Annotated in this window: 21 protein-coding genes; 12 read left to right on the forward strand and 9 right to left on the reverse strand. The window is 55.1% G+C overall.

Translation table 11 applies throughout. From position 1 onward, the window contains the following. Positions 1-47: 47 nt before the first annotated feature. From ABHF33_RS05275 to ABHF33_RS05285, 3 genes are all read left to right on the forward strand, one after another. Positions 48-2,864 (forward strand): valine--tRNA ligase, encoded by a 2,817-nt coding sequence (locus tag ABHF33_RS05275; protein ID WP_348945967.1) that lies wholly within the window; start codon positions 48-50, stop codon positions 2,862-2,864. Positions 2,865-3,015: 151 nt separating this feature from the next. Further along, a complete protein-coding gene (locus tag ABHF33_RS05280; protein ID WP_348945968.1) occupies positions 3,016-4,914 on the forward strand; it encodes a putative bifunctional diguanylate cyclase/phosphodiesterase in 1,899 nt (632 codons plus the stop codon). Next, positions 4,874-5,371: a YhcH/YjgK/YiaL family protein gene (locus tag ABHF33_RS05285; protein WP_348945969.1), complete on the forward strand. Its 498-nt coding sequence runs from the start codon at positions 4,874-4,876 to the stop codon at positions 5,369-5,371. Before ABHF33_RS05280 ends, ABHF33_RS05285 begins: the two co-directional genes overlap by 41 nt. Positions 5,372-5,436: 65 nt before the next feature. Here ABHF33_RS05285 and mnmA read toward each other — a convergent pair whose 3' ends face one another. Both mnmA and ABHF33_RS05295 read right to left on the reverse strand, forming a co-directional pair. Then, on the reverse strand, positions 5,437-6,501 hold the full coding sequence (gene mnmA / locus ABHF33_RS05290) for a tRNA 2-thiouridine(34) synthase MnmA (RefSeq protein ID WP_348945970.1): 1,065 nt from the start codon (positions 6,499-6,501) through the stop codon (positions 5,437-5,439). Beyond that, entirely contained in the window at positions 6,498-6,962 is a 465-nt protein-coding gene (locus tag ABHF33_RS05295; protein WP_348945971.1) for an NUDIX hydrolase, read from the reverse strand. Before ABHF33_RS05295 ends, mnmA begins: the two co-directional genes overlap by 4 nt. On the opposite strand from ABHF33_RS05295, the gene ABHF33_RS05300 reads away from it, so the two are divergent. After that, complete coding sequence (locus tag ABHF33_RS05300) at positions 6,961-7,443, forward strand: hypothetical protein (RefSeq protein ID WP_348945972.1); 483 nt, start codon at positions 6,961-6,963, stop codon at positions 7,441-7,443. The two genes, ABHF33_RS05295 and ABHF33_RS05300, sit on opposite strands and share 2 nt — an antisense overlap. Before the next feature lie 101 nt (positions 7,444-7,544). On the opposite strand, the gene ABHF33_RS05305 is transcribed toward ABHF33_RS05300, so the two are convergent. Then, positions 7,545-9,941, reverse strand: coding sequence for an ATP-binding protein (locus tag ABHF33_RS05305; protein ID WP_348945973.1), 2,397 nt, complete (start codon positions 9,939-9,941; stop codon positions 7,545-7,547). 207 nt (positions 9,942-10,148) lie between these two features. Beyond that, positions 10,149-11,378, reverse strand: a complete 1,230-nt coding sequence (gene argJ, locus ABHF33_RS05310; RefSeq protein ID WP_348945974.1) for a bifunctional glutamate N-acetyltransferase/amino-acid acetyltransferase ArgJ — start codon at positions 11,376-11,378, stop codon at positions 10,149-10,151. A gap of 290 nt (positions 11,379-11,668) precedes the next feature. On the opposite strand from argJ, the gene ABHF33_RS05315 reads away from it, so the two are divergent. From ABHF33_RS05315 to ABHF33_RS05330, 4 genes are all read left to right on the forward strand, one after another. Further along, positions 11,669-12,988, forward strand: a complete 1,320-nt coding sequence (locus ABHF33_RS05315) for a sodium-dependent transporter (RefSeq protein ID WP_348945975.1) — start codon at positions 11,669-11,671, stop codon at positions 12,986-12,988. A 68-nt stretch (positions 12,989-13,056) separates the two neighbouring features. Further along, positions 13,057-13,749, forward strand: coding sequence for a tRNA (N6-threonylcarbamoyladenosine(37)-N6)-methyltransferase TrmO (gene tsaA / locus ABHF33_RS05320; RefSeq protein ID WP_348945976.1), 693 nt, complete (start codon positions 13,057-13,059; stop codon positions 13,747-13,749). Positions 13,750-13,764: 15 nt separating this feature from the next. After that, positions 13,765-14,643: a patatin-like phospholipase family protein gene (locus ABHF33_RS05325; protein WP_348945977.1), complete on the forward strand. Its 879-nt coding sequence runs from the start codon at positions 13,765-13,767 to the stop codon at positions 14,641-14,643. 6 nt (positions 14,644-14,649) lie between these two features. Beyond that, entirely contained in the window at positions 14,650-15,147 is a 498-nt protein-coding gene (locus ABHF33_RS05330) for a YaiI/YqxD family protein (protein ID WP_348945978.1), read from the forward strand. Here the strand turns inward: ABHF33_RS05330 and ABHF33_RS05335 are convergent. Next, the gene (locus ABHF33_RS05335; RefSeq protein ID WP_348945979.1) at positions 15,137-15,493 is read right to left on the reverse strand and encodes a DUF2752 domain-containing protein; all 357 of its coding nucleotides are present in this window, start codon (positions 15,491-15,493) and stop codon (positions 15,137-15,139) included. The genes ABHF33_RS05330 and ABHF33_RS05335 overlap by 11 nt on opposite strands. Continuing rightward, positions 15,465-15,782 (reverse strand): TM2 domain-containing protein, encoded by a 318-nt coding sequence (locus tag ABHF33_RS05340; RefSeq protein WP_348945980.1) that lies wholly within the window; start codon positions 15,780-15,782, stop codon positions 15,465-15,467. Before ABHF33_RS05340 ends, ABHF33_RS05335 begins: the two co-directional genes overlap by 29 nt. Positions 15,783-16,112: 330 nt before the next feature. Between ABHF33_RS05340 and recG the strand changes: the two genes are divergently transcribed. Together recG and ABHF33_RS05350 are read left to right on the forward strand one after the other, a co-directional pair. Further along, positions 16,113-18,149 (forward strand): ATP-dependent DNA helicase RecG, encoded by a 2,037-nt coding sequence (recG, locus tag ABHF33_RS05345; RefSeq protein ID WP_348945981.1) that lies wholly within the window; start codon positions 16,113-16,115, stop codon positions 18,147-18,149. 462 nt (positions 18,150-18,611) lie between these two features. Further along, positions 18,612-19,373 (forward strand): substrate-binding periplasmic protein, encoded by a 762-nt coding sequence (locus tag ABHF33_RS05350; protein ID WP_348945982.1) that lies wholly within the window; start codon positions 18,612-18,614, stop codon positions 19,371-19,373. A gap of 48 nt (positions 19,374-19,421) precedes the next feature. Here ABHF33_RS05350 and ABHF33_RS05355 read toward each other — a convergent pair whose 3' ends face one another. Both ABHF33_RS05355 and ABHF33_RS05360 read right to left on the reverse strand, forming a co-directional pair. Beyond that, the gene (locus ABHF33_RS05355; RefSeq protein WP_348945983.1) at positions 19,422-20,714 is read right to left on the reverse strand and encodes a DEAD/DEAH box helicase; all 1,293 of its coding nucleotides are present in this window, start codon (positions 20,712-20,714) and stop codon (positions 19,422-19,424) included. 120 nt (positions 20,715-20,834) lie between these two features. After that, positions 20,835-21,464 carry a pseudouridine synthase gene (locus ABHF33_RS05360; protein WP_348945984.1) on the reverse strand — a complete coding sequence of 210 codons (630 nt, stop codon included), beginning with the start codon at positions 21,462-21,464 and terminating at the stop codon, positions 20,835-20,837. A 129-nt stretch (positions 21,465-21,593) separates the two neighbouring features. Between ABHF33_RS05360 and icd the strand changes: the two genes are divergently transcribed. Next, positions 21,594-22,817: an NADP-dependent isocitrate dehydrogenase gene (icd, locus tag ABHF33_RS05365; protein ID WP_348945985.1), complete on the forward strand. Its 1,224-nt coding sequence runs from the start codon at positions 21,594-21,596 to the stop codon at positions 22,815-22,817. 234 nt (positions 22,818-23,051) lie between these two features. Here the strand turns inward: icd and ABHF33_RS05370 are convergent, their stop codons facing one another. Then, the gene (locus ABHF33_RS05370) at positions 23,052-23,255 is read right to left on the reverse strand and encodes a cold-shock protein (RefSeq protein ID WP_157669486.1); all 204 of its coding nucleotides are present in this window, start codon (positions 23,253-23,255) and stop codon (positions 23,052-23,054) included. A gap of 242 nt (positions 23,256-23,497) precedes the next feature. Here ABHF33_RS05370 and clpS point away from each other — a divergent pair, with 242 nt between their 5' ends. Further along, a complete protein-coding gene (clpS, locus tag ABHF33_RS05375; protein ID WP_157669487.1) occupies positions 23,498-23,806 on the forward strand; it encodes an ATP-dependent Clp protease adapter ClpS in 309 nt (102 codons plus the stop codon). Position 23,807 lies beyond the last annotated feature (1 nt).

The following is a 23,807-nucleotide window of genomic DNA, read 5'->3' on the forward strand; positions in this document are numbered from 1 at the left end:
ACTTCACGTATAATCTGCGGTTTCGCGTTTAATTCGAGCACGCCGCCATGGAACTCGCCAAGAGCTTCGAGCCACAGAATATTGAATCCCGCTGGTACCCGTTCTGGGAAAGCCAGGGTTATTTCCAGCCAAGTATGGACCTCGCCCGTGAGGCCTTTTGTATCCAGTTGCCACCGCCGAACGTCACTGGCACTTTGCACATGGGACACGCGTTCAATCAGACCATCATGGATGGCCTAACGCGCTACCACCGTATGCGCGGCGACAACACGTTGTGGTTGCCGGGCACTGACCACGCCGGTATCGCGACGCAAATCGTCGTAGAGCGCAAACTCGACGCGCAAGGCGTTTCGCGTCACGACTTGGGTCGCAGCGCCTTCCTCGAAAAAGTTTGGGACTGGAAAAAAGAATCGGGCGACACGATCACCGGCCAGATGCGCCGCATGGGCTCGTCGGTCGATTGGAGCCGTGAATACTTCACGATGGACGACAAAATGTCGACCGCCGTGATCGAAGCCTTTGTTCGCCTGTTTGAAGAAGGCCTGATTTACCGTGGCAAACGCCTATCGAACTGGGATGCCAAACTCGGTACCGCGATTTCTGATCTGGAAGTGATTTCCGAAGAAGAAAACGGCCATATGTGGCACATCAAATACCCAGTTGTCGGTAGCGATGAATTCATCACCGTCGCCACGACGCGTCCAGAAACGCTGCTTGGCGACGTGGCCGTGGCGATTGCGCCAGACGACGAGCGCTTTACGCACTTGCTCGGCAAGATGGTCGAGTTGCCTTTGACTGGCCGCCAGATTCCCATCATCGCTGACGAATACGTTGATAAAGCCTTCGGTACTGGTTTCGTCAAAATCACCCCAGCGCATGATTTTAACGACTACCAAGTGGGTAAACGCCACAACACGCAGCTGATCAATGTAATGAGCTTGCAAGCGACCATCCTCGCCAAAGCGCAAGTATTCAGCTTTGACGGCGCGAGCCTCGGCAGCGTTGAGTTGCCAGCTGCGTACGCGGGTTTGACGACCGCCCAGGCGCGCAAAGCGATGTTGGCAGACTTGGAAGCGCAAGGTCTGTTGCTCGACACCAAACCGCACAAATTGATGGTGCCACGTGGCGATCGTACCGGTACCGTGATCGAGCCTTTGCTGACCGATCAGTGGTTTATGGCAATGAGCAAGGCCGACGCAAACGGCCAGAGCATTACTGATAAAGCACTTGAAGCCGTCCATAGCGGCGAAGTGCAATTTGTGCCGGGCGACTGGGTCAATACCTACAACGCATGGCTCAATAACATCCAAGACTGGTGTATTTCACGCCAATTGTGGTGGGGCCATCAGATTCCGGCTTGGTACGACGAAGACGGCCAAGTGTATGTGGCGCGTACCGAAGCGGAAGCGGTAGCCAAAGCTGGCGGTAAGGCTGTGACACGTGATAACGACGTTTTGGATACGTGGTTCTCATCAGCGCTAGTGCCATTCTCTAGCCACGGTTGGCCGAACGAAACACCGGATCTGCAAGCCTTCCTGCCTTCATCGGTTCTCGTCACCGGCTACGACATTATTTTCTTCTGGGTTGCCCGGATGATTATGATGACCAAGCATTTCACCGGCAAAGTGCCGTTTAAACACGTCTACATCCACGGTCTGGTGCGCGATGCCGAAGGCAATAAGATGTCGAAATCCGAAGGTAACGTGCTCGACCCAGTCGATTTGATCGACGGTATCGCACTTGAGCCTTTGCTGGAAAAACGCACCACCGGTCTGCGTCGCCCGGAAAACGCGCCGAAAGTCGCGGCCAAAACCGCCAAGGAATTCCCGGAAGGAATTCCAGCTTACGGTGTCGATGCCTTGCGCTTCACGTTTGCGTCGCTGGCATCGCTGGGCCGCTCGATCAATTTCGACCAGAAACGTTGCGATGGCTATCGCAACTTCTGCAACAAAATCTGGAACGCAACGCGTTTTGTGATGATGAACGTCGAAGGCAAAGATTGCGGCCTCGAAGAAGGCGCTGAGCTCGAGTACAGCTTCCCAGATTTGTGGATCATCGGCCGTCTGCAAGAAGCCGAAGCAACGATCACGCAAGCACTCGACACTTTCCGTTTCGACTTGGCCGCGCAAGCGATTTACGAATTTGTCTGGAACGAATACTGCGACTGGTATATCGAGCTAGCCAAGGTATCTACTCAGTTTGGAACAGATACCCAGCAACGCGCAGCACGCCGCACGCTGATTCGCGTACTCGAAACGATTCTGCGCCTCGCGCATCCAATCATGCCTTTCATTACCGAAGAGCTGTGGCAAACCGTTGCCCCACTCGCCGGCAAGAAAGACAGCGATTCGCTGATGACCGCGAAATGGCCTGTAGCTGATTTGAGCAAAGTGAACGCGGAAGCGAACACCAAAGTCGAAACACTGAAAGCCTTGGCCTTCGCAGCGCGTAATCTGCGCGGCGAAATGGGTCTGTCGCCTGCGGTAAAAGTGCCGATGTTCCTAGAAGGCTCAGCCGAGATGGCCGAATTCGCGCCATATCTGAAGCCTTTGGCCAAATTGTCGGAAGTGAATATCGTCGCGGCGCTGCCAGCCGGCGATGCGCCTGTGGCCGTGGCTGCTTCGGCCTTGGGCACCACGCGCATGATGCTGGTCGTTGAAGTCGATAAAGCGGCCGAAACCGCTCGTGTCACCAAGGAAATCGGCAAAACTTCTGATGCACGCGAGAAACTCGTCGCTAAACTCGAAAAACCAGGCTACACCGACAAAGCGCCAGCGCATCTGGTCGAGAAAGATCGTGCGCAACTGGCCGAGCTGGACGATAAACTCGCCAAGCTCAATGCGCAGCTGGCCAAACTGAAGTAATCTGCCCCATCCCACAGCGACCTTCGGGTCGCTGTGCTTCCTCCCGAGACACTTTCGGCCTTTTGCGTCGAATCTGCTTCTCGCCCTCCCCGTCTCATACTATATTTGATTACCCTTCAAACCTTACGCCTTACAGGACTTCACCCTGCTCATGCTGCGCTCGTTTTTTAACAGTGACTCAAGCATTCAGCGTATTCGCCAGCATCGATTGGCGCACTTTATCAGCATCGCCATGTTGGCCATCCTGATCAGCGCGACGCAGAATGCTTTTTTTGGCAACTGGCGCGACGCCAGCCTGCTTGGGATCGCCTTTGTGGTCATCTCCCTGTCGCTGCTGCTCGTCAGGCGCTCGCATTACGAATCGGCTTCGATACTTTTTTCGCTCTGCCTGACCGGGATGATCGCCAGCATACACTGGACCAGCTCCGGTCTGTATGGGCCAGCCATGCTGGTCTATCCGGCCATACTGGTCTTTACTGGTCTGCTGTGCGCACCGTGGCTATTTGTATTGCAATTTGTGCTAATCATGTCGCACCTGAGCGCGCTGATTTTTGCCGAAACCCAGGGCTGGCATGTTTCCAAAGTGATGCCGGTGGATTTGAGTTTCTGGATTGATCTCAGCCTGATCATGAGCACGGTGGCCATCAGCGTTGGCCTGATCATGAAGGACTTTCGCCGCACGCTGGCCGCTTTGCACTCCGAGAATGAACGCGTTTCCAAATCACAAAAAGAAGTCGAGTTTCTCGCCACGCATGACACCCTAACAGGGCTGCCCAACCGTGTGTTGGCGCGGGACCGCTGTACCCATGCACTGGCGCTGAACCAGCGTCAGCAGAGTCATACCGCACTGCTGTTTATCGATCTGGACAATTTCAAAACCATCAATGATTCACTGGGGCACGCTGAAGGCGATCAATTGCTGGTTATCATGGCCGAACGCCTGCGCTCCTGTGTACGCGCCTCGGACACAGTGTCGCGCCAGGGGGGCGACGAGTTTCTGATTATGCTCGACCAGATCAGCGATGATCGCATCGCCGCAGAAATTGCCGAGAAGATCATTCAAAGCCTGTCACAACCGCTGACGCTGCGTCACCTGAGCATTACGGCCACGTGCTCGATTGGCATTGCCATTTCCGATCAGCATGTCACCGACTACGACCAATTGATGCAACGCGCCGATATGGCGATGTACAAGGCCAAAGCGGCCGGGCGTAATGGCTATCGCTTTTACGACGAAGGTATGAATACCAAAGCCACCGAGCAGCTGCAGCTGGCGTCCAAAATGCGCGTCGCACTGGGGCGCTCCGAGTTTACCTTGCACTACCAACCGCAGTTTGACCTTAAAAGCGGCCGGATTATCGGCGCTGAGGCGCTGGTGCGCTGGCGCCACCCCGAGTTGGGTCTCGTGCCACCGGGCAAGTTCATTCCGGTAGCAGAAAACTCGGGCCTGATCGTGGAAATGGGCGAATGGATTGTGTTTGAAGCCTGCCGACAAGCCAAGGAATGGTACGACGAAGGCCTGGGGTCCATCGTGGTCGGGATTAATATCTCACCCATCCAGTTCCGCCGTGGCGATGTGGAAAAACTGGTGTCTACCGCGCTCAAACTGACTCAGTTGCCACCCGAGCTGGTCGAGCTGGAGCTAACCGAATCGCTGCTGCTGGAAGACTCCGATCACCTGAAAATCATTCTGCAGAACCTGCGCAGCCTGGGGCTTAGCTTCTCGATCGACGACTTTGGTACGGGTTATTCCAATCTGAGCTATCTGAAACATTTTGAGGTGGAACGCCTGAAAATCGACCAATCGTTTATCCGCCGCCTGACCGAGGACGCGCACGATGAAGCCATCGTCAGCGCGATTATTCAGGTGGCCAACAGCCTGGAGCTGCAATTGATCGCCGAGGGGATTGAAGATCAGTCCACGCTGAACCGGCTGATCGAGCTCGGCTGCGCCCAAGGCCAGGGCTACTACTGGTCACCCGCCATTCCGGCCGCAGAATTCAAACAATTTGTCCTTCGTCACCAAGCCCAAGCTCACCATGTACCTTAGCCATCTGCACCACCCGCAAGCGCCCTTACCGCGCATAATTGAAACCGCGCTGGACTATTTGCGCAGCACCGACTTTAGCCAGATGGAGCCCGGCCGCTATCCGCTGGATGGCGAGCAGATGATCGCGATTGTGCAAACCCCGCAAACCCAGCCTTGGGAAACCGGATTGCCCGAGTTTCACCAGCGCTATCTGGATATTCAATATGTGCTGGAAGGTGAGGAAATCATGGGCTACCACATCGCACCGCACACGCCCAATCTAATGAAAGATCAGCTGGCCGAGCGCGATATTGCTTTTGTTCACCCGATCGAAGGTGAATCGCGCCTGCATTTAAGCGCTGGCATGTTTGCCATTTTCTTCCCAGGCGAGCTGCACAAACCCTGTCGCAGCGTGACGCAATCGTGCACGATCAAGAAAGTCGTTATCAAAATCGACGCCAGCTTGCTTAGCGCATAATCCACTATGGGTATAGCCCTGCAGCGCAATATCCAAAAGCACTACAGAGCTATACCCCTGCTGTCTTACTGAATAATCCCGCCGCCCAGGCAGACTTCGTCTTTATACAAGACCATCGATTGCCCCGGCGTCACCGCCCATTGCGGCTCGTCGAACACCAGTTGCACGCCGCCGTCGATGTGAGTGAGCGTGCACGCGCTGTCTTGCTGGCGGTAGCGGGTTTTGGCAGTGTAGCGCCCTTCCGCCGGTGTTTCGCCCAGAATCCATGAGCAATCTTTGGCGACCAGCACCGGATTGAGCAGCAAGGGATGGTCGTGCCCTTGCACGACGATCAGCTCGTTCTTTTCCATATCCTTGCCCGCAACAAACCATGGCTCAACACTGCCTTTGGTGCCACCGATGCCGAGGCCCTGACGCTGGCCGAGCGTGTAGTACATCAGCCCCTGATGCTCGCCCATTACCTTGCCTTCGGGCGTCACCATCGCACCCGGTTTTTTCGGCAAATAGCGATTGAGAAACTCGCGGAATGGGCGCTCGCCGATAAAACAAATCCCGGTCGAATCTTTTTTCTTCGCGTTCGGCAGATCAATCTGCTCGGCGATCACGCGCACTTCGGATTTCAGTAAATCACCGAGCGGGAAAACCGCGTGCGAGATTTGCTCTTGGCACAAGCGATACAGGAAATAAGTCTGATCTTTGCTTTGATCCGCAGCGCGCAGCATTTCGGTGCGCCCGTCCTCTCTTAATCGCGTTTTGGCGTAATGCCCGGTGGCGAGTTTGACGCCACCGAGCTTGATCGCGTATTCCAAAAACGATTTGAACTTGATTTCGCTATTGCACAGGATGTCGGGATTTGGCGTGCGGCCAGCCGAGTATTCGGTCAGAAAATGGCTGAAAACGCGATCTTTGTACTCGGTCGCAAAATTGACCAGCTCAATGTCGATACCGAGTAAATCGGCAACAGCGATCGCGTCCATCGAGTCTTCTTTGATCGAGCAATATTCGTCGTTATTGTCGTCTTCCCAGTTCTGCATAAAAACGCCGTGTACTTCATAGCCCTGCGCTTTGAGTAAATGCGCGGTAACGGATGAATCAACGCCGCCAGAAAGACCTACTACAATCTTGCTCATAATGCATTTCCATCAAAGTCACGGATGATCTCTAGCGGATAGCGCCGACCCGCCAAATAATCATCAATACAAGCCAGCAGCAGCGGGCTGCGGTGTTGCTCGGCGCGGGCGACGAGTTCATCGCGGCTCAACCAGACTGCCGCTTCAATGCCTTCATCGGCCAGACCCAATTGGCGCGCAGCATCATGCTCGCCCAGCTCGCCAGTGAACGCATAGCGCAGATAAGTCAGATCGGTGCCCGGCACGGTCCACTGATAAATCCCGACCAAGGCGCGGGGTTCAAAGTGATACGCAGTTTCTTCCAGCGTTTCACGGCGGCAGGCAGCGATGATCGATTCATTGGCGTCGACGTGGCCTGCGGGTTGATTGAGTTTAAGTTGACCTTGAATGCGTTCTTCAACGATCAGAAAGCGCCCGTCACGCTCGATTACTGCGGCAACGGTGGTATTGGGTTTCCACATGGAAGTGTCTTGTTTTTACTTGGGAATTGGCCAATTTTACCTGATCGCCGCAGAAAAATCCCCCGCAGGACAGCAAGAGCAGCAGCTCGATCAATATTCACAGCCTAGCCATTTCCACCGCGCCGATGAAATCATTTGCCGATTCGCAAGACCCAGTGCTAGAGTAAATCGTTGCTCTAACATGGGGTTAGGGCAACACGTACGGTTGTGCAAACAGGCTGGCACCAATGTGTCGGCGAGGCAGGAGACGACACTCCTGCAACGAGCGGCTGATTTAGCAGCCGCACCTGTCAGCAAAATCAGCGACGTAGATAGTGAAACCTTCAAGGAGTTCGCCATGCGATTTAACTTCATGGAAGGCTTAGCGAGTACGGTCAACGATGCGTTGATGAACTTGTTCCGGGCCTTTAAAGCACCTAGCAAACTGGATCACGATGACGCGAGAAATCTCGCTCTGGAAATCGCTGAACCATTTCGGTAGCTACGGCCAGCCAGGATTGAATGATTAAATAGCAACGGGGCGAAAGCCCCGTTTTTATTTGCGGCCATCAGCTATCTGTTACTGGCACCAGTACCCCAGCTTTAATGGCGCAACAGATTGATCGGCTCTTGCTGCTCAACAGGCGCCTCAACGGGCAGCACCAAGATAAACAAGGCCCCGCCTGCTGGCGCATCGCGCAGCTCAAGCGAGCCGCCCAGCGTGCCATTCACCAGCGAATACACCAGATACAGGCCCAGACCGCTGCCGCCCTGGCCAAAGCGGGTGGTAAAAAAAGGATCAAATACGCGCTTTTTCATCGCATCGGGAATGCCGCAGCCATTGTCCTGATAGTTCAACTCGACTTGCATCTCATTAACCATCCGCGCCGAGATCACAATTTCCCCAGCAGCATGCGCGGCAAAGCCGTGAATCAGCGAGTTATTAATAAAATTGCCGATCACCTGCTCCAGAGAGCCCGGATAACTGTGCAGCACCAGCCCTGCCGGTACTCGGTTCACAATCTGCACTGCAGTTTTGTTCAGATTCATCGCGTTTGCCGCAATCGTTTCGGCGATGATCTGCTGCAGATCAAAGCGGCGACGCTTGTTGGACGCGGTATCAACGGCCACCTGCTTTAAATTGGAAATCAGATTACTCGCCCTGCGCGCATTACGCTCGACCAGCTCGGCAATCATGCTGGTATCGTCCAGATACTGCAGCAGCAGGGTTTTTTTCATTTGCCCGTCGCTGATTTTGTCGAGTATTTCGTGATTTTTATCGAGCAGCGTGCTCGCTGCCGTCAACGTATTGCCCAGCGGCGTATTAAGCTCGTGGGCAAAACCGGCCACCAGATTACCCAGCGAGGCGAGTTTTTCCGACTCGATCAAATGCGCCATGGCTTTTTGCAGCTCGATCGTGCGCTCGACCACTCTGGCCTCCAGCTCGGTATTGTTTTGCTGCAGTTTGGCGTTCAGCCGGGCAATATCGGCCTGGAAAATCTGCCGCTCGATATTGGCCAGCGCGCGCGTGCCAATAATGGTGAGCTGATTGATATATTGCACCTCATCGGCGCTCCAGTTTTTGGTGCCGCCGCTTTGCTCAACCATCAGCACGCCATACAGGCTTTCATTCAAGCGCAGCGGACTAATCACGACTGCACCCACTTTGCCGGGCTGAAATAGTTGCTCGTACATATCCCAAGTGTGCTGGTGATGCTGGGCATTGTGCGCTACGGTCACCTCGCCCAGCCGCAGGCTTTTGAGCAATCCGGCACCAAATTGCTGCAATGATTCGGTTTTGTGCGGGTAAACCTGCCGGAACGACTGAAAATCGGTCATGTATTCCCAATAGCTCGCGCCGACACCCTTGATAATTTGCGTACTGGTCTGGCACAGCAGCAGAGCCAGCTCGTCCAGATCACAATGCTCAAGGCGGCCATTATTGGCCAGCTCAAGCAAAATGCGCCCCGAGCTGGGGCGTAAACCGGCCAGATCTTCCAGCTCGGCCAATTGTTGCTGGTGATCGTGCGGGCTGATTTTCTCGCGCAACTGATTGGCCAGCCTAAAGGCACGCAAAGCCAGTGAGGCGTCATTGACCGACTCAGCCAGCTCAGCCTGCAATATCAATAGCCGCATCTGGATATGCGCCGAACCTGATGCGCTGGCAAAATCGATCCCGGTTTGCACTTCATCCAGTGCGGCTTGCAGATGGCCTTCATGCTCGGCAATGCGGGCGCGAACGCCATAAATATTGGCCAGCGCCCACATATGATGCGCCTGCTGGCAAATGCTCAGCGCTTGCGCCAGATTGGCCTTGCTGTGCGCCAGCTCACCCTGCTCCAGATACGCCTCGGCAATCCGGAAATAAATCTCGCCAATATCATCGGCGTGATCAAGCTGCTCGGCCAGTTGCAAAGACTCCTGATAGACCGTGAGCGCCTCCTGATTCTGGCCGATCCGCAGCAGGTTCACGCCAAGATTAAGCAGGATATTCATCAATAGCGTTTTATCATCAATCAGCCGGGCTTTTTCCTCGGCCTGACGCAACAGGATGGCCGCGGTGGCATTGTCTTCCAGCGCGTCGTAAATCTGCGCAATCCCTACTTTGGCCCACACCCAGCACACCTGGTCTTCGGCCAGCGTGGCAACCTCCAGACAATGCGCCCACGCCTGCATGGCGCGGCGGTATTCGGCACGCGTATAGACTGCGCGGCCAATGACATTGAGCAGACGCGCTTCATCCTGAAACCAGTGATAGCTTTGCGCCAGCTGCAATGCTTCATACAGAATATTGATGCTGGAGTCGGGGTAGCCATGCTGATCGATCACCAGGCCATACTGGATGGCAATGGCAATAAACGCGGCATCGTCGTGCGCGGCGCGCGCCATGGCAAAGGCGGCTTCACAGTAGCCAAACGCTTCGTAGCGGTCGGCATTGCATAATTTGATGATTTTATCGAGCGCCGTTTGCAAGGGCGCGGTGATGGCGGGCAGACTCATGCACAGTCACTCGGTGTCGGGTGATGTTCACTATAGTCAGTGACCTTGGGCAAGCCAATACACCATTGCTTTTAGCGAAGGGTATATGCTTAAAAGCCAATCTGGATATAAATCAGGGCGACATACCCACAAGAAGTAATGTCGCCCTGTTTCACTTTTCGACCAATTTAAAAACCATTTGGCCCAAGCACAATACAAAAAACCTGATTAGCTGCGGTATTCGGCGTTGATTTTCACATAGTCATACGAGAAATCGCAGCTCCATACCGTCGCCTGATGTTCGCCACGATTAAGCTTGATATTGATCGCGATCTCGGCTTTGTTCATCACCGCCTGGCCCTGCTCTTCGCGGTATTCCGGGTTGCGCCCGCCGTTGATCGCCACCAGCACGTCATCCAGACGCACCTCGATGTTATCCACATCCAGATCGTTAATCCCCGCGTAACCAATCGCTGCCAAGATGCGACCCAAGTTTGGATCCGACGCGAAAAACGCGGTTTTCACCAGTGGCGAGCGGCCAATTGCGTAGCCAACGGCTTTACATTCGTCATAGCTCGCGCCGCCTTCCACATTAATCGTGATGAATTTGGTCGCGCCTTCGCCATCGCGCACAATCGCTTGCGCAAGGAACTGCGACACTTGCAACACCGCCGCTTGCAGCGCGGCAAAGTCAGCGCTGTTGGCGTCGACGATTTCGTCATTACCGGCTTGGCCTGTCGCGATCAGGATAAAGCTGTCGTTGGTGCTGGTGTCGCCATCGACGGTAATGCTATTGAACGAGTGATCGGCGGCGTATTTGAGCATTTGCTGCAGCAAAGGCTGGCTAATCGCCGCGTCGGTCGCCACATAGCCCAGCATCGTCGCCATATTCGGGTGAATCATGCCCGAGCCTTTGGCGATGCCGGTAATCGTCACGGTTTTGCCGCCGATGCTCACTTGTGTGCTGCTCGCTTTAGGCACGATGTCGGTGGTCATAATGCTGCTGGCCGCTGCAGCCCAATTGCTGGCCGAAAAGTCGGCTTTCGCCGCAGGCAGCGCGGCGATAATCTTGTCAGCCGGTAGCGGCTCTAAAATCACGCCAGTTGAAAATGGCAGCACCTGATGGGCTTCAATACCCAACTCGGCCGCTGTTGCGGCGCAAATCGCTTGCGCGCGCTGCATGCCATCGACGCCAGTACCGGCATTGGCATTGCCAGTATTGATCACCAAGGCACGGATTTCGTGACCTACAGACAAATACCCCTGACAAAGCCGCACCGGCGCCGCGCAAAAACGATTCAGCGTAAATACGCCAGCGACCCGCGCACCCGGTGCAATACGGAACAAGGTGGTGTCTTTGCGACCCACTTTCTTGATGCCTGCCGAGGCAATTCCAATTTCAACGCCGGCAACGGGCAACAGAGCAGCAGGGTCCAGCGGGGCGATATTTACGGGCATGATGGCTCCAAACGAAATCTGAAAAATGCAGCAAAAGCGCATTGTAACTGATGCGCGATGACGATTTAAGGGCAGCGCCTGAAAACGCAATGTTTGCTACGGCGGACAATTGCAGGCAGCACGCCGCGCTAGGTCTGCGAAGCTGTGTTTGCCCTGGTGCTAACGACTATGCGGGCTTGCCACAATAGAGCAAACCAGCGGGCAAAGGCATACTGCAACGCTTTGCTGTACCCCACGCGGCATCGCCAGCAACGGTACAGAAAGCGTTTTATTCATTCAGGTAAATCAATATGTCACGCGCAAACTGGGGCTCGAAACTGGGCTTTATCTTGGCTACCGCTGGCTCGGCTGTCGGGCTGGGTGCCATCTGGAAATTTCCGTATATGGCCGGCAAAAACGGCGGCGGCGCTTTTCTGGTGGTGTATCTGGCCTGCGTTTTTACCGTCGGCATCGGCATGCTGCTGGCTGAAATGGCCATTGGCCGCGCGGCGCAAAAATCGGCTACCACCGCGTATCGCAATCTGAAAGGCGGCCTGTGGCCGTGGGCTGGGCGGCTATCGGTGCTGTGCTCGTTTGTGATTCTGTCGTTTTATTCGGTGGTTGGCGGCTGGACTTTTGCCTATTTATACCAGTCGATTACGGGTGCGGCGATTACCAGCAATGTGACCGAGCTGGGGAATATTTTCAGCCAGTTTATCGCCAACCCTAGTCTGGCCATTCTCTATACCACGCTGTTTCTGGGCGTAACCATGCTGGTGGTGCTGGGCGGCGTACAACAAGGGATTGAGCGCTGCAGCAAGGTGTTGATGCCGCTGCTGTTTGGCTTGCTGATTCTGCTGATCGGCCGCTCGCTGACGTTGCCGGGCGCAATGGCGGGCGTGGACTATTTTCTGACACCCGATTTTTCGCAAGTCAACGCCCCGATGATTCTGGACGCGATGGGTCTGGCGCTGTTTTCGCTCTCGGTTGGCATGGGCTTGCTGATTGCCTACGGCTCCTATGTCGCCCCAGATACCAATCTGGCCAAAACCTCGGTCTGGATTACGCTACTGGGCACGCTCGCCTGCCTGTTGGCCGGGCTGCTGGTGCTGCCCGCGGTGTTTGCTTTTAACGTTGACCCCAGCGCTGGCCCCGGCCTGACTTTTATCACCATGCCGGCGATTTTCGCGCAAATGCCGTTTGGCCAGCTATTTGCGATTGCGTTTTTCCTGCTACTGATTTTTGCCGCGCTCACTTCATCGGTATCGATTCTGGAGCCGCTGGTGGCATTTTTGATGGACGAATTTCATTTCGAGCGCAAACCCGCCACCTGGCTTGCCAGTGGCAGCGTCTGGGTGTTTAGTATTCCGGCGGCGCTGTCGTTTGGCGCGATGAAAGATGTGCTGTTCTTTGGCAAAAATGCTTTTGACCTGATGGATTACGCCAGCAGCAACATCATGTTGCCAGCAGGTGGTTTATTGTCGGCGCTGTTTGTCGGCTGGGCTATCTGGCCGCGAATGCACCAGGATCTGCACTTGGAAGGCTCGGCGCGCATTCTGCCCGCTTTCCGCGTCGTGTGTGCCTGGGTATCGCCGCTGGTGATTGGCGCAATCTGGTGGCACAGTCTGTAACATAATTACTGCGCTTGTGCGCCAGTCGGCTCTGTATCAATCGGGGCAGATTGGGCACAATGCACAGCGTGAAAGCCACTACTTATCAAATCGAGCCGCTAGGCTATCTCGCTACGCCATTTGCCGATAAATTCGGCATTCCGCGCCAGCCGCGCCTTGCGCCACACGCCATCGGCACGCTCAAGCTATTGCCGCCATACAATCGCACCGAGTGCATACGCGGCTTGAGCGACTTTTCGCACGTCTGGCTCCAATTTATATTCCACGAAGTCGCCGGTCAGTGGTCACCCACCGTGCGCCCGCCGCGCCTGGGCGGCAATGCCAAAGTCGGCGTGTTTGCCAGCCGCAGCCCGTTTCGCCCCAATTCGCTCGGCTTGTCGCTGGTTGAGCTGCTTGACGTCGATACCACGGACGGCGTCACGCTGCGTTTTGGCGGTGTCGATCTGGTCGACGGCACGCCGATTATCGACATCAAACCGTATATTCCCTTCGTCGAAAGTCTGCCCGAGGCTCAAGGCGGCTTTGTCAGCGGCGCACCGGAGCAACTGGCGGTGGCGTTTTCCGAGCTGGCGACACAGCAGATTGCCGCCGCGCCTGAAGCCCACCTGCTTGAGCTGATCACCGAGGTATTGGCTCAAGACCCACGCCCAGCGTACGCCAGCGACGTATACCGGCTATATGGTATCCGGCTATACCGCTATGATGTGAAATGGCGTTGCGATGGAAAAACCGCTTTTGTTGAATCACTCGACCTCATTTGAACGGGTAGCATCCATATGAAAATCACCGCTTCACACCGCGCAGCACTAGCACTTTGCGCCGTTATTCTCACCGCCTGCAACACCAATCCCAGCGTACCGACTGCGCCCGTGAAAACGCCAGCACCAGCACGCATCGGCCTGGCGCTCGGCGGCGGCGCGGCCAAAGGTTTTGCGCATATTGGCGTGATCAAAATGCTCGAAGCCAACGGCATCAAGGTCGATGTCGTCACCGGCACCAGCGCGGGCAGCGTCGTCGGCAGCCTGTACGCCAGCGGCATGGACGCTTTTGCGCTACAAGAACGCGCCGTCGCGCTCGACGAAGGCCAGATTCGTGATGTGAATCTGCTCGGTGGCGGCCTCGTCAAAGGCCAGAAGCTGCAAGACTATGTCAACGCGCAAATCGGCAATAAAACCTTCGACAAGCTGGCCAAGCCCTTCGCCGCCGTCGCCACCGATCTGGACAACGGCAATCGCATCGTGTTCAGCCGCGGCAACGTCGGCCAGGCCGTGCGCGCCTCAAGCAGCATTCCGGGCATTTTCATGCCGACGGTAATCGGCAAGCATAAATACGTCGATGGCGGCGTCGTCAGCCCGGTGCCGGTCGATGCGGCACGCGAACTCGGCGCCAATTTCGTCATCGCCGTCGACATCTCAGCCAAAGCCAGCGGTAAATCATCGACCAGCACGCTGGGCATGATGAATCAGGCAATTGTGATCATGGGGCAGAAACTGGGCGAGCAAGAGCTGGCGCGCGCCGATATTGTGATCACGCCCAAAGTCGGCAAAATCGGCGCCGCCGATTTCGATCAGAAAAACGTCGCCATCGTCGAAGGCGAAAAAGCCGCACTGGCCGCGTTGCCGCTGATCCGCAAGAAACTGGCAGAAAGGAAATAAGGGTATATGTCTGTAGAGCAATCCAATATTGACTTACAGGGCAATACCCGTAGCCCGCACATCTGGGTCGACGCCGATGCTTGCCCGGTGGTGATCAAGGAAATCCTGTTCCGCGCTGCCGAGCGTTTGTCTTTGCCAACGGTGCTGGTGGCCAATCAGTTGCTGCGCGTGCCGCCGTCCAAAGTCATCCGCGCGGTGCAGGTGTCGCACGGCTTTGACGAAGCCGATCACTGGATTGTCGAGCAGGCGCAGCCGGGCGACTTGGTGATTACTGCCGATATTCCGCTGGCGGCGCGCACGGTGGAAAAAGGCGTTGCGGCGCTCAATCCGCGCGGCGAGTTTTACTCCGCCGAGAATATCCGCGAGCGGCTGAATATGCGGGATTTTATGGAAGAGCTGCGCAGCACCGGCCTGCAAGCGGGCGGCCCTGCGCCGTTTAGCCAGGCTGATCGGCAGGCTTTTGGCAAATCGCTCGATCGTTTTCTGGCCAAAATCAAGCGTTAAAATCTAAGCTCGATGATGAAAGCGGGCGCGCCGCAGCGCTTGGCTGGCTGAATGTGCGGTACCAGTTGTGCCACGCCTGCACATACAGCACCGCCAGCAGAGGAAAAACAATCCAGCTCAACGGATTAAAGCGCCAGGCTGCCGACCAATCTCCAGCCAAAATAGCTAGGCCAGCGCGCGTCATGCCACACCCCCAGCAATGATCCCAATGAAGGACAGCACTGAACAGGCATGGCGGAGCGATGGCCAGAAACTGGGCGGGAAAAATGCCGATCAATCCCGCGGCCAGCGCCGGGACGCATAAGTAAAAAAACGGCTTATTTTTTAAGAGGTCGGCCATCGACATCGGTCACTTTTCCCATGCAGATCAGGATAAAGTCGATCAGCGACCAGATACCACAGCCGCCCAGCGTCAGCAATTTAGCAATACCCAGGCCGGTATAACCCAAGTAGAAGCGATCGACCCCCAGAACGCCGACAAAGAAACTGAGCAACATCGCCACAATCCATTCTTTGTCCGATACATTTTCAGGATTTACCGCAAAGCCAGTCGAGCCGTTCACCGGCACGCCACACTTCACACATACCACTGCTTTTGCATTGACTTCAGCACCACACGATGGACAAAACGGCATAGCTTTTCCTTTTAGCAAAATTTCCAACGCAAAACTTGCGTGAATCTTTAATCATTATCCGGCGGGCTCTGCTTTTTACCAATAAAACCCGGGCGGCTGTTGTGCTATCGACGCTCAGCCAGAATGAGGTCAATCAACCCTGATCATCTTGGGCAAAGTGAACCCAATTGCTTCATTGGGCAATTGCCGCTAGAGTAGCAACATCACAGAACGTTTGTTCAATAAACTCATAGTGCAAAAATTCTCCAGCAAGGTGCTGAGTCGCAGCGCAGTACAGGCCGTACGACAAGACGAAAGCAAGGTAGCTGGAGAACTTTTGCCTTAATCAATATGGACTTCGCCAAACTCCCCGCCCCTTTGCAGGCCAAGCTCGCCAAAGTCGGTATTAGCCGGCCGTTTGATCTGGTGCTGCATCTGCCGATGCGTTACGAAGACGAAACGCATTTGTACGCCATTGCCGATGCGCCATTGGGTGCGGGCGTACTGATTGAGGGCGAAGTTTTATCGTGCGAAGTAAACTATAAGCCACGCAAACAGCTGGTTGCGCGCGTCAAGGACGCCAGCGGTTCGGTGATGGTGCGGCTGCTTAACTTCTACCCGAGTCAGGCGCAGCAGCTCGCGGTCGGTAAACGCGTGCGGCTGTACGGCGAAATCCGCCGTGGCTATTTCGGCCCTGAAATGGTGCACCCGAAAATCCGTGTTGGCGGTGAAGTGAGTTTGCAAGAAGCACTCAGCCCCATTTACCCGACGACGGCCGGTTTGTCGCAAAACCAGCTCGCCACGCTCATTGCCAAAGCCTTAAAAGCCGAGCCGCTGCCCGATACGCTGCCGCAAGCCCTGCTCGACGAAATCAGCCTGCCGGACTTTGCCAGCAGCGTGAAACTGCTGCACACGCCAACGCCTGATATTCCGCAAATCCTGCTTACCGCACGCACGCATCCGGCGTGGCAGCGTTTGAAGTTTGATGAATTACTCGCTCAACAATTGTCGCTGCGGCTCGCCCGCGCAGTGCGGCGTGAACGCACCGCGCCCAAAATTGCACCCGCTGGCCGCTTGGCAGCACAACTGATCGGCAGCCTGCCTTTTGGCCTGACGAATGCCCAAAAACGAGTATTACTTGAAATTAATCGCGACTTGGCGCAGCCGCACCCGATGCAGCGCTTGCTACAGGGCGACGTTGGCGCGGGTAAAACGATCGTCGCCGCCGTCGCAGCCTGTCATGCAATCGAGGCAGGTTTTCAAGTCGCAATGCTCGCGCCGACCGAAATTCTGGCCGAGCAGCATTATCAAAAACTCAGCCAATGGCTCGCGCCGCTTGGCGTCAAAGTCATCTGGCTGGCGGGTAGCCTGAAAACCCGCGAAAAGCGCGAAGCACTCGCTGCGGCCGCCGATGGTAGCGGCCAGTTGCTGGTCGGCACGCATGCGATTTTTCAGGCCAGCGTCGAGCTGAAAAATCTGGGGCTGGCGATTGTTGACGAGCAGCATCGCTTTGGTGTGGCGCAGCGTTTGGCGCTGCGCGAAAAAGGCGGTAGCCCGCACCAATTGATGATGTCGGCAACGCCGATTCCGCGCACGCTGGCGATGAGTTTTTACGCTGATCTGGACGTAAGCGTCATCGACGAATTGCCGCCGGGTCGCACGCCGATTGTCACCAAACTGATTTCGGATGCGCGCCGCGACGAGATTATCGAGCGCATCGCCGCCAAAGTGCTTGAAGGTCGGCAGGTGTATTGGGTGTGCCCGCTGATTGAAGAATCAGAAACGCTGCAATTACAAACTGCGGTTGATACGCACGCACAATTGAGCGAAGAACTCGAAGGAGGACAATTTGGAAAAATTTGCGTCGGCCTGTTGCATGGCCGAATGAAAGCCGATGAAAAAGCCGCAACGATGGCGGCGTTTTCACGCAATGAAATTCAGGTTTTGGTCGCAACCACGGTAATCGAAGTCGGTGTCGATGTGCCCAACGCCAGCCTGATGGTGATCGAGCACGCCGAACGGATGGGCTTGTCGCAATTACACCAGCTGCGCGGCCGCGTCGGTCGTGGCGCGCACGCGAGCTTGTGCATTTTGCTCTACACCGGCCCGCTCGGCGACACAGCCAAGGCGCGGCTCAAGGTGATTTACGAGCACACCGATGGCTTTGAAATTGCGCGGCAAGATTTGCAAATCCGCGGGCCCGGCGAGCTGGCTGGCGTCAAGCAATCGGGCGTGCCGATGCTGCGCTTTGCCGATCTGGAAGCCGATGCGGATTTGCTGGAAGTGGCTCGCGAAACGGCCGAGCAGATTCTGGCGCACAATCCACAGCTGGCACAGCCGCATCTGGATCGCTGGTTGCCGGGACGCGAAGCGCTGCTCAAGGTTTAATCCGGCCGAGATACGGCATGGCATGTTCAGATTCTGTGTTGATATGGCCGGATAGTGTGATTTGACGATGAAAGCGGTATGTCGTAGTGGGTTAGGCGGTTTTATGCCGCGTACCCACCGGGACGCGGTATTAATAAGAGTAGCGTGATGGTGGGTTACGGCCGAAATACCTTTGTAGTTTTAGGCAAGATCGTGGCGGCCTAACCCACCCTACGCATGATCAACACCAAATCTGAACATACCCATACGGCAATGGGTATAGCCCCGCAGAGCAAATAGTAAGCGTACTCCAGAGCAATACCCTTCTGAGAGTTGGCACATCATTCCGCTGATCGCGCAAGTAGGGCGCACAATCCATTATTACATCGCGAAGAAAGCCCGATTACAGTAGCATCAAGGCAGATTCTTACACGCCAGCCGCACCAGCACGGTGAAGGCTTGCAAAGCCTTGGGTGTTTTAGCATGACATTTTGCCGCCTTCCCCGCTGGCCACTGCGCAGCCTGCTGCTGGCCAGCCTGATTACCGTCAGCACCAGCAGTCAGGCCAGCGAGCTCACGCTGCTGGTGGGCGACAATCCGCCGTTTAATAGCTTTGTCCACGGCAAGCCCGAGGGGATGGCGGTCGATGTGGTCGGCGAAATGCTCAAACGCAGCGCGATCAGCGCCAAACAATACAATTATCCGTGGGCGCGGGCGCTGCAAACTGCGGCGACCACGCCCAATCATTGCGTCTATACGCTGGGGCGGATTGCCGAGCGTGAAAAGCGCTACGTCTGGATCGGGCCGATTGCGCGGATTCAAGGCGTCTTTTTTGGCTTGCGCGAGCGCCAGCTGCAGCTTAAATCGCTGGACGACGCACGCAAGCTGCGGATTGGTGATTTGCGTCAGGGCGCCAACGCAGTCTGGCTGGAGCAGCTGGGGTTTAAAATCGACTACGCCAATACTGAGGAGCAAAATATCAAAAAGCTGCTCGCCGGGCATATTGACCTCTACCCGGCCAGCCTGCACGCCGGGCCGGAAATTGCCCGCCGGATGAAAATTCCCCCGCAACGGATTACTCCTTTGCTGGCCTTTAATCAGGTTGATCTGTATCTGGGCTGCAGCCCGAACACGCCATCACCGCTGATCAAACGGCTGACGCAAGCGCTGGCGCAAATGCGCGCAGATCAAAGCCTGAAGCAGATTGAAGCCCGCTACAGCCCGCAGCTCCAAATAGCCCACTAAGGTATATCGCTACACAGCAACCTTGGAAAGACCTAGCAAGCAATACCCCTACTCACCTTGCTTGGCAGCCAGCGCGGCGGCTTCACGCAATTTGTCTTTTTTGCTTTTGCGTTTGCCCTTGATACCGCCATGATCATCAGCGACCAAGCTCACCGCCTTGCTGCTGAAAATTTCGCTCGGCTCAAAGCCGGCGATGCGTTCGCGCTCCAGCTTCAATCCCAGCTGTTTTTCCAGCACTTTGAAATGCGCGGCAAAATCGGCGCTGACAAAACTCACCGCTTCGCCCCGCTCTCCCGCCCGGCCAGTACGGCCAATCCGGTGCGTGTAGTCGGTACTGGAGCGCGGCAGATCGTAGTTCACCACGGCGGGCAGCTGGGCGATATCAATGCCGCGCGCGGCCAGATCGGTGGCGACGACCACCTGAATGCGTGACGCTTTAATGTCGCTAATCACCTGGCTGCGCTTGCCCTGCTCGAAGCTGCCGTGAAAAGCTTCTGCCTTGATCCCGGCACGTTTGAGTTTTTTGGCCACATGTTCGGCGGCGTATTGTGTGGCGACAAACACCAGCACGCGCTGCCAGCCGCGCTGTTTAAGCAAATGGCGCAGCAGCATCGTCCGCGCGGCTTCATCGACTTCAATCGCGCGCTGCCAGATGTCGGGTGCGACCACCGGCGTAGCTTCGATCTCGATTCGCGTCGGGTCGCGCAATAGTTTCTCGGCCAGCTCCTGCACCGCAGGCGCAAAAGTCGCCGAGAAAAACAGGTTCTGCCGCTCCAGCGGCAGCAAGGCCAGAATGCGGTTTAGCTCGTCGCTAAAGCCCAGATCAAACAACCGGTCGGCTTCGTCGAGCACCAGCTGCTGCACCGCATTGATTTTCAGCGCATTCTGCGCGAGCAGATCGAGCAGCCGCCCCGGCGTCGCCACCACAATATCGGCACCGCCACGCAAAGCCATCATTTGCGGATTAATCGACACGCCGCCGTAAACGCAGGCGAGCTTGGGTAATTCGGACAGACGTTTGCTCAGGCCACGAATCGTCTCGGCCACCTGCACCGCCAGCTCGCGCGTCGGCACCAGAATCAGCGTTCGGACGTGTTTGTGTTTGGGGCGTAAATCGGGGTCAAGCGCGTGGATGTGCGCACGATATTGCTGATATTTTTGCAGCAGTGGTAACACAAACGCCGCCGTTTTGCCCGAGCCGGTTTGCGCACAGGCGAGCACATCATGGCCCGCCAGCACGGCTGGAATCGCCGCCTGCTGAATCGGCGTCGGGTCTTGATAATGCAAATCCTGCGTAGCGCGGACGAGTTGATCGGATAAGGCAAGGGCAGCAAAAGGCATAGAGGCAACTATTCAAAAATACGGAAATTAAAATCAGGAATACCTGAAAAAACAGCAGTTTACCGCATCAAGCAGATTGATGCGGCTCAGACTGGGCAATAGGGTGCGCAAGGCGATGCGTTAGCGGACTTTATTTGGCCCGCGCCGACCACGCTGCTTGGGGCGCGCCACCTTCACCGGCTCTGGCTTGGCAACGCCCGGCGCGGCAATATTGAGCAACTTATATTGCCCAAGTGGAATATCATCTAGGGTATAGCCACCTACCGCATAGCGGATAAGACGTAGCGTCGGATACCCTACCTTGGCGGTCATGCGCCGCACCTGGCGATTTTTGCCCTCGGAAATAATGATTTCCAGCCATGTGGTTGGAATAGCTGCACGCTCACGGATTGGCGGCACGCGCGGCCAGACGATGGCGGGCTGCTCGATAATGCGTGCGCCAGCGGGCTGGGTTTTAAAATCGCCCAAATCTAAGCCGCCGTCGCGCAGTGCTTGTAGCGCGGCTTCATCCGGAATGCCCTCGACCTGCACCCAGTAAATCTTCGGCAATTTATGCTTAGGGTCAGTAATGCGGTGAATCAGCGTGCCATTACCAGTGAGCAATAACAACCCTTCCGAATCGGTATCGAGCCGCCCAGCGGCATAAACATCCTTGATAGTCACATAGTCGGCCAGGCATTGATGCGGCGGGCTGGGCGTAAACTGGCAAATCACACCGTAGGGTTTATTCAACAGGAGAAGCTGTGGCATGGCGAACGGGCTTGGCAGGAAAGCGTCAAACCTGTGATAATAGTGCGTTTTTTCTGTTTGGCTTGGAAAAATAAAACAAAAAGCCTCACAGGACGTTTTCAATGACTGTATTTCACAGGAAATAGCACGATGAGTCTGATCAAAGTACCTCAAGGCGGCACGAAAATCGTTCCTAACCTCGCGACGCCAGATAATCCAATTATCCCGTTTATCGAAGGTGACGGTATTGGTGTGGATATCACCCCAGTAATGATCGACGTTGTCGATGCGGCTGTGAAAAAATGCTACGGCGACGCACGCAAAATCCACTGGATGGAAATCTACTGCGGCGAGAAAGCGTCTAAATTGTACGCAGATGGCTCATACCTGCCACAAGAAACCCTCGACGCACTGAAAGAATACGTAGTATCGATCAAAGGCCCATTGGCTACACCAGTTGGCGGCGGTATTCGTTCATTGAACGTAGCACTGCGTCAAAACTTGGACCTGTATGTTTGCTTGCGTCCAGTGCGTTATTTCGAAGGCGTTCCTTCGCCAGTAAAACGCCCAGACCTCGTTGACATGGTGATCTTCCGTGAAAACACTGAAGACATCTACGCCGGTATCGAGTGGGACGCGACTTCTGAAGGCGCGAAAAAAGTGATCGAATTCCTGCAAAAAGAAATGGGCGTGAACAAGATTCGCTTCCCAGAATCTTCTTCTATCGGTATCAAACCAGTATCGAAAGAAGGTACTGAGCGTCTGGTGCGTAAAGCGATTCAATACGCAATCGACAACAACCGTAAGAGCGTTACCTTGGTACACAAAGGTAACATCATGAAGTTCACCGAAGGTATGTTCCGCACTTGGGGCTACGAGCTGGCCAAGAACGAATTCGGTGGCGTTGAGATCGACGGCGGCCCATGGTTGCAATTGCCGAACGGCATCGTGATCAAAGACGTGATCGCTGATGCGTTCCTGCAACAGATTCTGTTGCGTCCAGCTGATTACGATGTAATCGCAACATTGAACCTGAACGGCGACTACATTTCTGATGCCTTGGCAGCAGAAGTAGGCGGTATCGGTATCGCTCCAGGCGCGAACTTGTCTGACAACGTAGCGTGCTTCGAAGCAACACACGGTACAGCACCGAAATACGCTGGCCAGGACAAAGTAAACCCAGGTTCATTGATTCTGTCTGCTGAAATGATGTTGCGCCACATGGGCTGGACTGAAGCAGCTGACAAGATCATCGAATCAATGGGCAAAGCAATCCAAGACAAGATCGTAACTTACGACTTCGCTCGCCTGATGGACGACGCGCAAGAAGTGTCTTGCTCGGCCTTCGGTAAAGCAATGATCGAACGCATGTAATTTGATTTAATGCTCTGATCAGCAAAAACCCCGCTTCGCGGGGTTTTTTTATGCGCACAGCGCTCAGACGAGCCGGAACTGCAGTCGATGTTGGCGGTCAATCATCCAGCAAAAGCGCACGCCCGGCGGCTCACCTGAAGCAGTACTGCGCCATGTCGATATACTGATTGAACAGACAATAAAAAAAACCCGCAGGTCAAACAGCGGGCTTTGGGTAAACACAGCGCTTAAGGATTAAGCTGTCTGGATATTACCTGCTTGCATGCCTTTCTGGCCTTGTGTCAGCTCGAAAGAAACGCGTTGGCCTTCTTTCAGCGTCTTGAAGCCAGGCATATTGATCGCAGAGAAGTGCGCAAACAAATCATCGCCACCTTCGTCTGGAGTGATGAAGCCAAAACCTTTAGAATCATTGAACCACTTAACAGTACCTAATGCCATTTTGAAATAATCCTGCAAACTAAATTAAACAATCATGAAATGTCGGCCAACAAATGTATGCTGATACCGCGGTTTAGTTAGACAGAAATACTTCCATCAAACTTGCATTACTTTTTACGCGAGAATAACCAAGTCGGTCAAGTGGAACAATCTTTACCAATTCACAGTGTGTCATCTCTATCACGCTTGAAAAAAGCCGACTTGGAGCCAAAATAGAAGAGACATAGTAGGCAGTGGAACCAATGGCACTTACGCACCAATTTGATACCGAATTAAAAACCGCAGATGTTCGCACCGCCCCCCCGCCAATGTGGCAGGTTGTATTACTCAATGATGATTTCACCCCGATGGACTTCGTCATCGACGTGTTGCAGCAGTTTTTCGGATTAGGATCGGATCAGGCCACACAGATTATGCTTAAAGTGCACCATGAAGGTCGCGGCATCTGCGGAACTTACCCCAAAGACATCGCTGCAACCAAAGTGGCCGACGTTACGCAGCACGCTCGCTCACACCAGCACCCGCTGCAATGCATCATGGAGGTGAAATAAA

This window comes from Chitinibacter sp. FCG-7 (assembly GCF_040047665.1).
In the GTDB taxonomy this organism is placed as follows: Bacteria; Pseudomonadota; Gammaproteobacteria; order Burkholderiales; family Chitinibacteraceae; genus Chitinibacter; species Chitinibacter mangrovi.

Coding starts and splice junctions, on each gene's coding strand:
- ABHF33_RS05275 (WP_348945967.1), top strand. CDS start 48: ATGGAACTCGCCAAGAGCTTCGAGCCACAGAATATTGAATCCCGCTGG.
- ABHF33_RS05280 (WP_348945968.1), top strand. CDS start 3,016: ATGCTGCGCTCGTTTTTTAACAGTGACTCAAGCATTCAGCGTATTCGC.
- mnmA (WP_348945970.1), bottom strand. CDS start 6,501: ATGAGCAAGATTGTAGTAGGTCTTTCTGGCGGCGTTGATTCATCCGTT.
- ABHF33_RS05300 (WP_348945972.1), top strand. CDS start 6,961: ATGGAAGTGTCTTGTTTTTACTTGGGAATTGGCCAATTTTACCTGATC.
- ABHF33_RS05295 (WP_348945971.1), bottom strand. CDS start 6,962: ATGTGGAAACCCAATACCACCGTTGCCGCAGTAATCGAGCGTGACGGG.
- ABHF33_RS05305 (WP_348945973.1), bottom strand. CDS start 9,941: ATGAGTCTGCCCGCCATCACCGCGCCCTTGCAAACGGCGCTCGATAAA.
- argJ (WP_348945974.1), bottom strand. CDS start 11,378: ATGCCCGTAAATATCGCCCCGCTGGACCCTGCTGCTCTGTTGCCCGTT.
- ABHF33_RS05315 (WP_348945975.1), top strand. CDS start 11,669: ATGTCACGCGCAAACTGGGGCTCGAAACTGGGCTTTATCTTGGCTACC.
- ABHF33_RS05325 (WP_348945977.1), top strand. CDS start 13,765: ATGAAAATCACCGCTTCACACCGCGCAGCACTAGCACTTTGCGCCGTT.
- ABHF33_RS05330 (WP_348945978.1), top strand. CDS start 14,650: ATGTCTGTAGAGCAATCCAATATTGACTTACAGGGCAATACCCGTAGC.
- ABHF33_RS05335 (WP_348945979.1), bottom strand. CDS start 15,493: ATGTCGATGGCCGACCTCTTAAAAAATAAGCCGTTTTTTTACTTATGC.
- ABHF33_RS05340 (WP_348945980.1), bottom strand. CDS start 15,782: ATGCCGTTTTGTCCATCGTGTGGTGCTGAAGTCAATGCAAAAGCAGTG.
- recG (WP_348945981.1), top strand. CDS start 16,113: ATGGACTTCGCCAAACTCCCCGCCCCTTTGCAGGCCAAGCTCGCCAAA.
- ABHF33_RS05350 (WP_348945982.1), top strand. CDS start 18,612: ATGACATTTTGCCGCCTTCCCCGCTGGCCACTGCGCAGCCTGCTGCTG.
- ABHF33_RS05355 (WP_348945983.1), bottom strand. CDS start 20,714: ATGCCTTTTGCTGCCCTTGCCTTATCCGATCAACTCGTCCGCGCTACG.
- ABHF33_RS05360 (WP_348945984.1), bottom strand. CDS start 21,464: ATGCCACAGCTTCTCCTGTTGAATAAACCCTACGGTGTGATTTGCCAG.
- icd (WP_348945985.1), top strand. CDS start 21,594: ATGAGTCTGATCAAAGTACCTCAAGGCGGCACGAAAATCGTTCCTAAC.
- ABHF33_RS05370 (WP_157669486.1), bottom strand. CDS start 23,255: ATGGCATTAGGTACTGTTAAGTGGTTCAATGATTCTAAAGGTTTTGGC.
- clpS (WP_157669487.1), top strand. CDS start 23,498: ATGGCACTTACGCACCAATTTGATACCGAATTAAAAACCGCAGATGTT.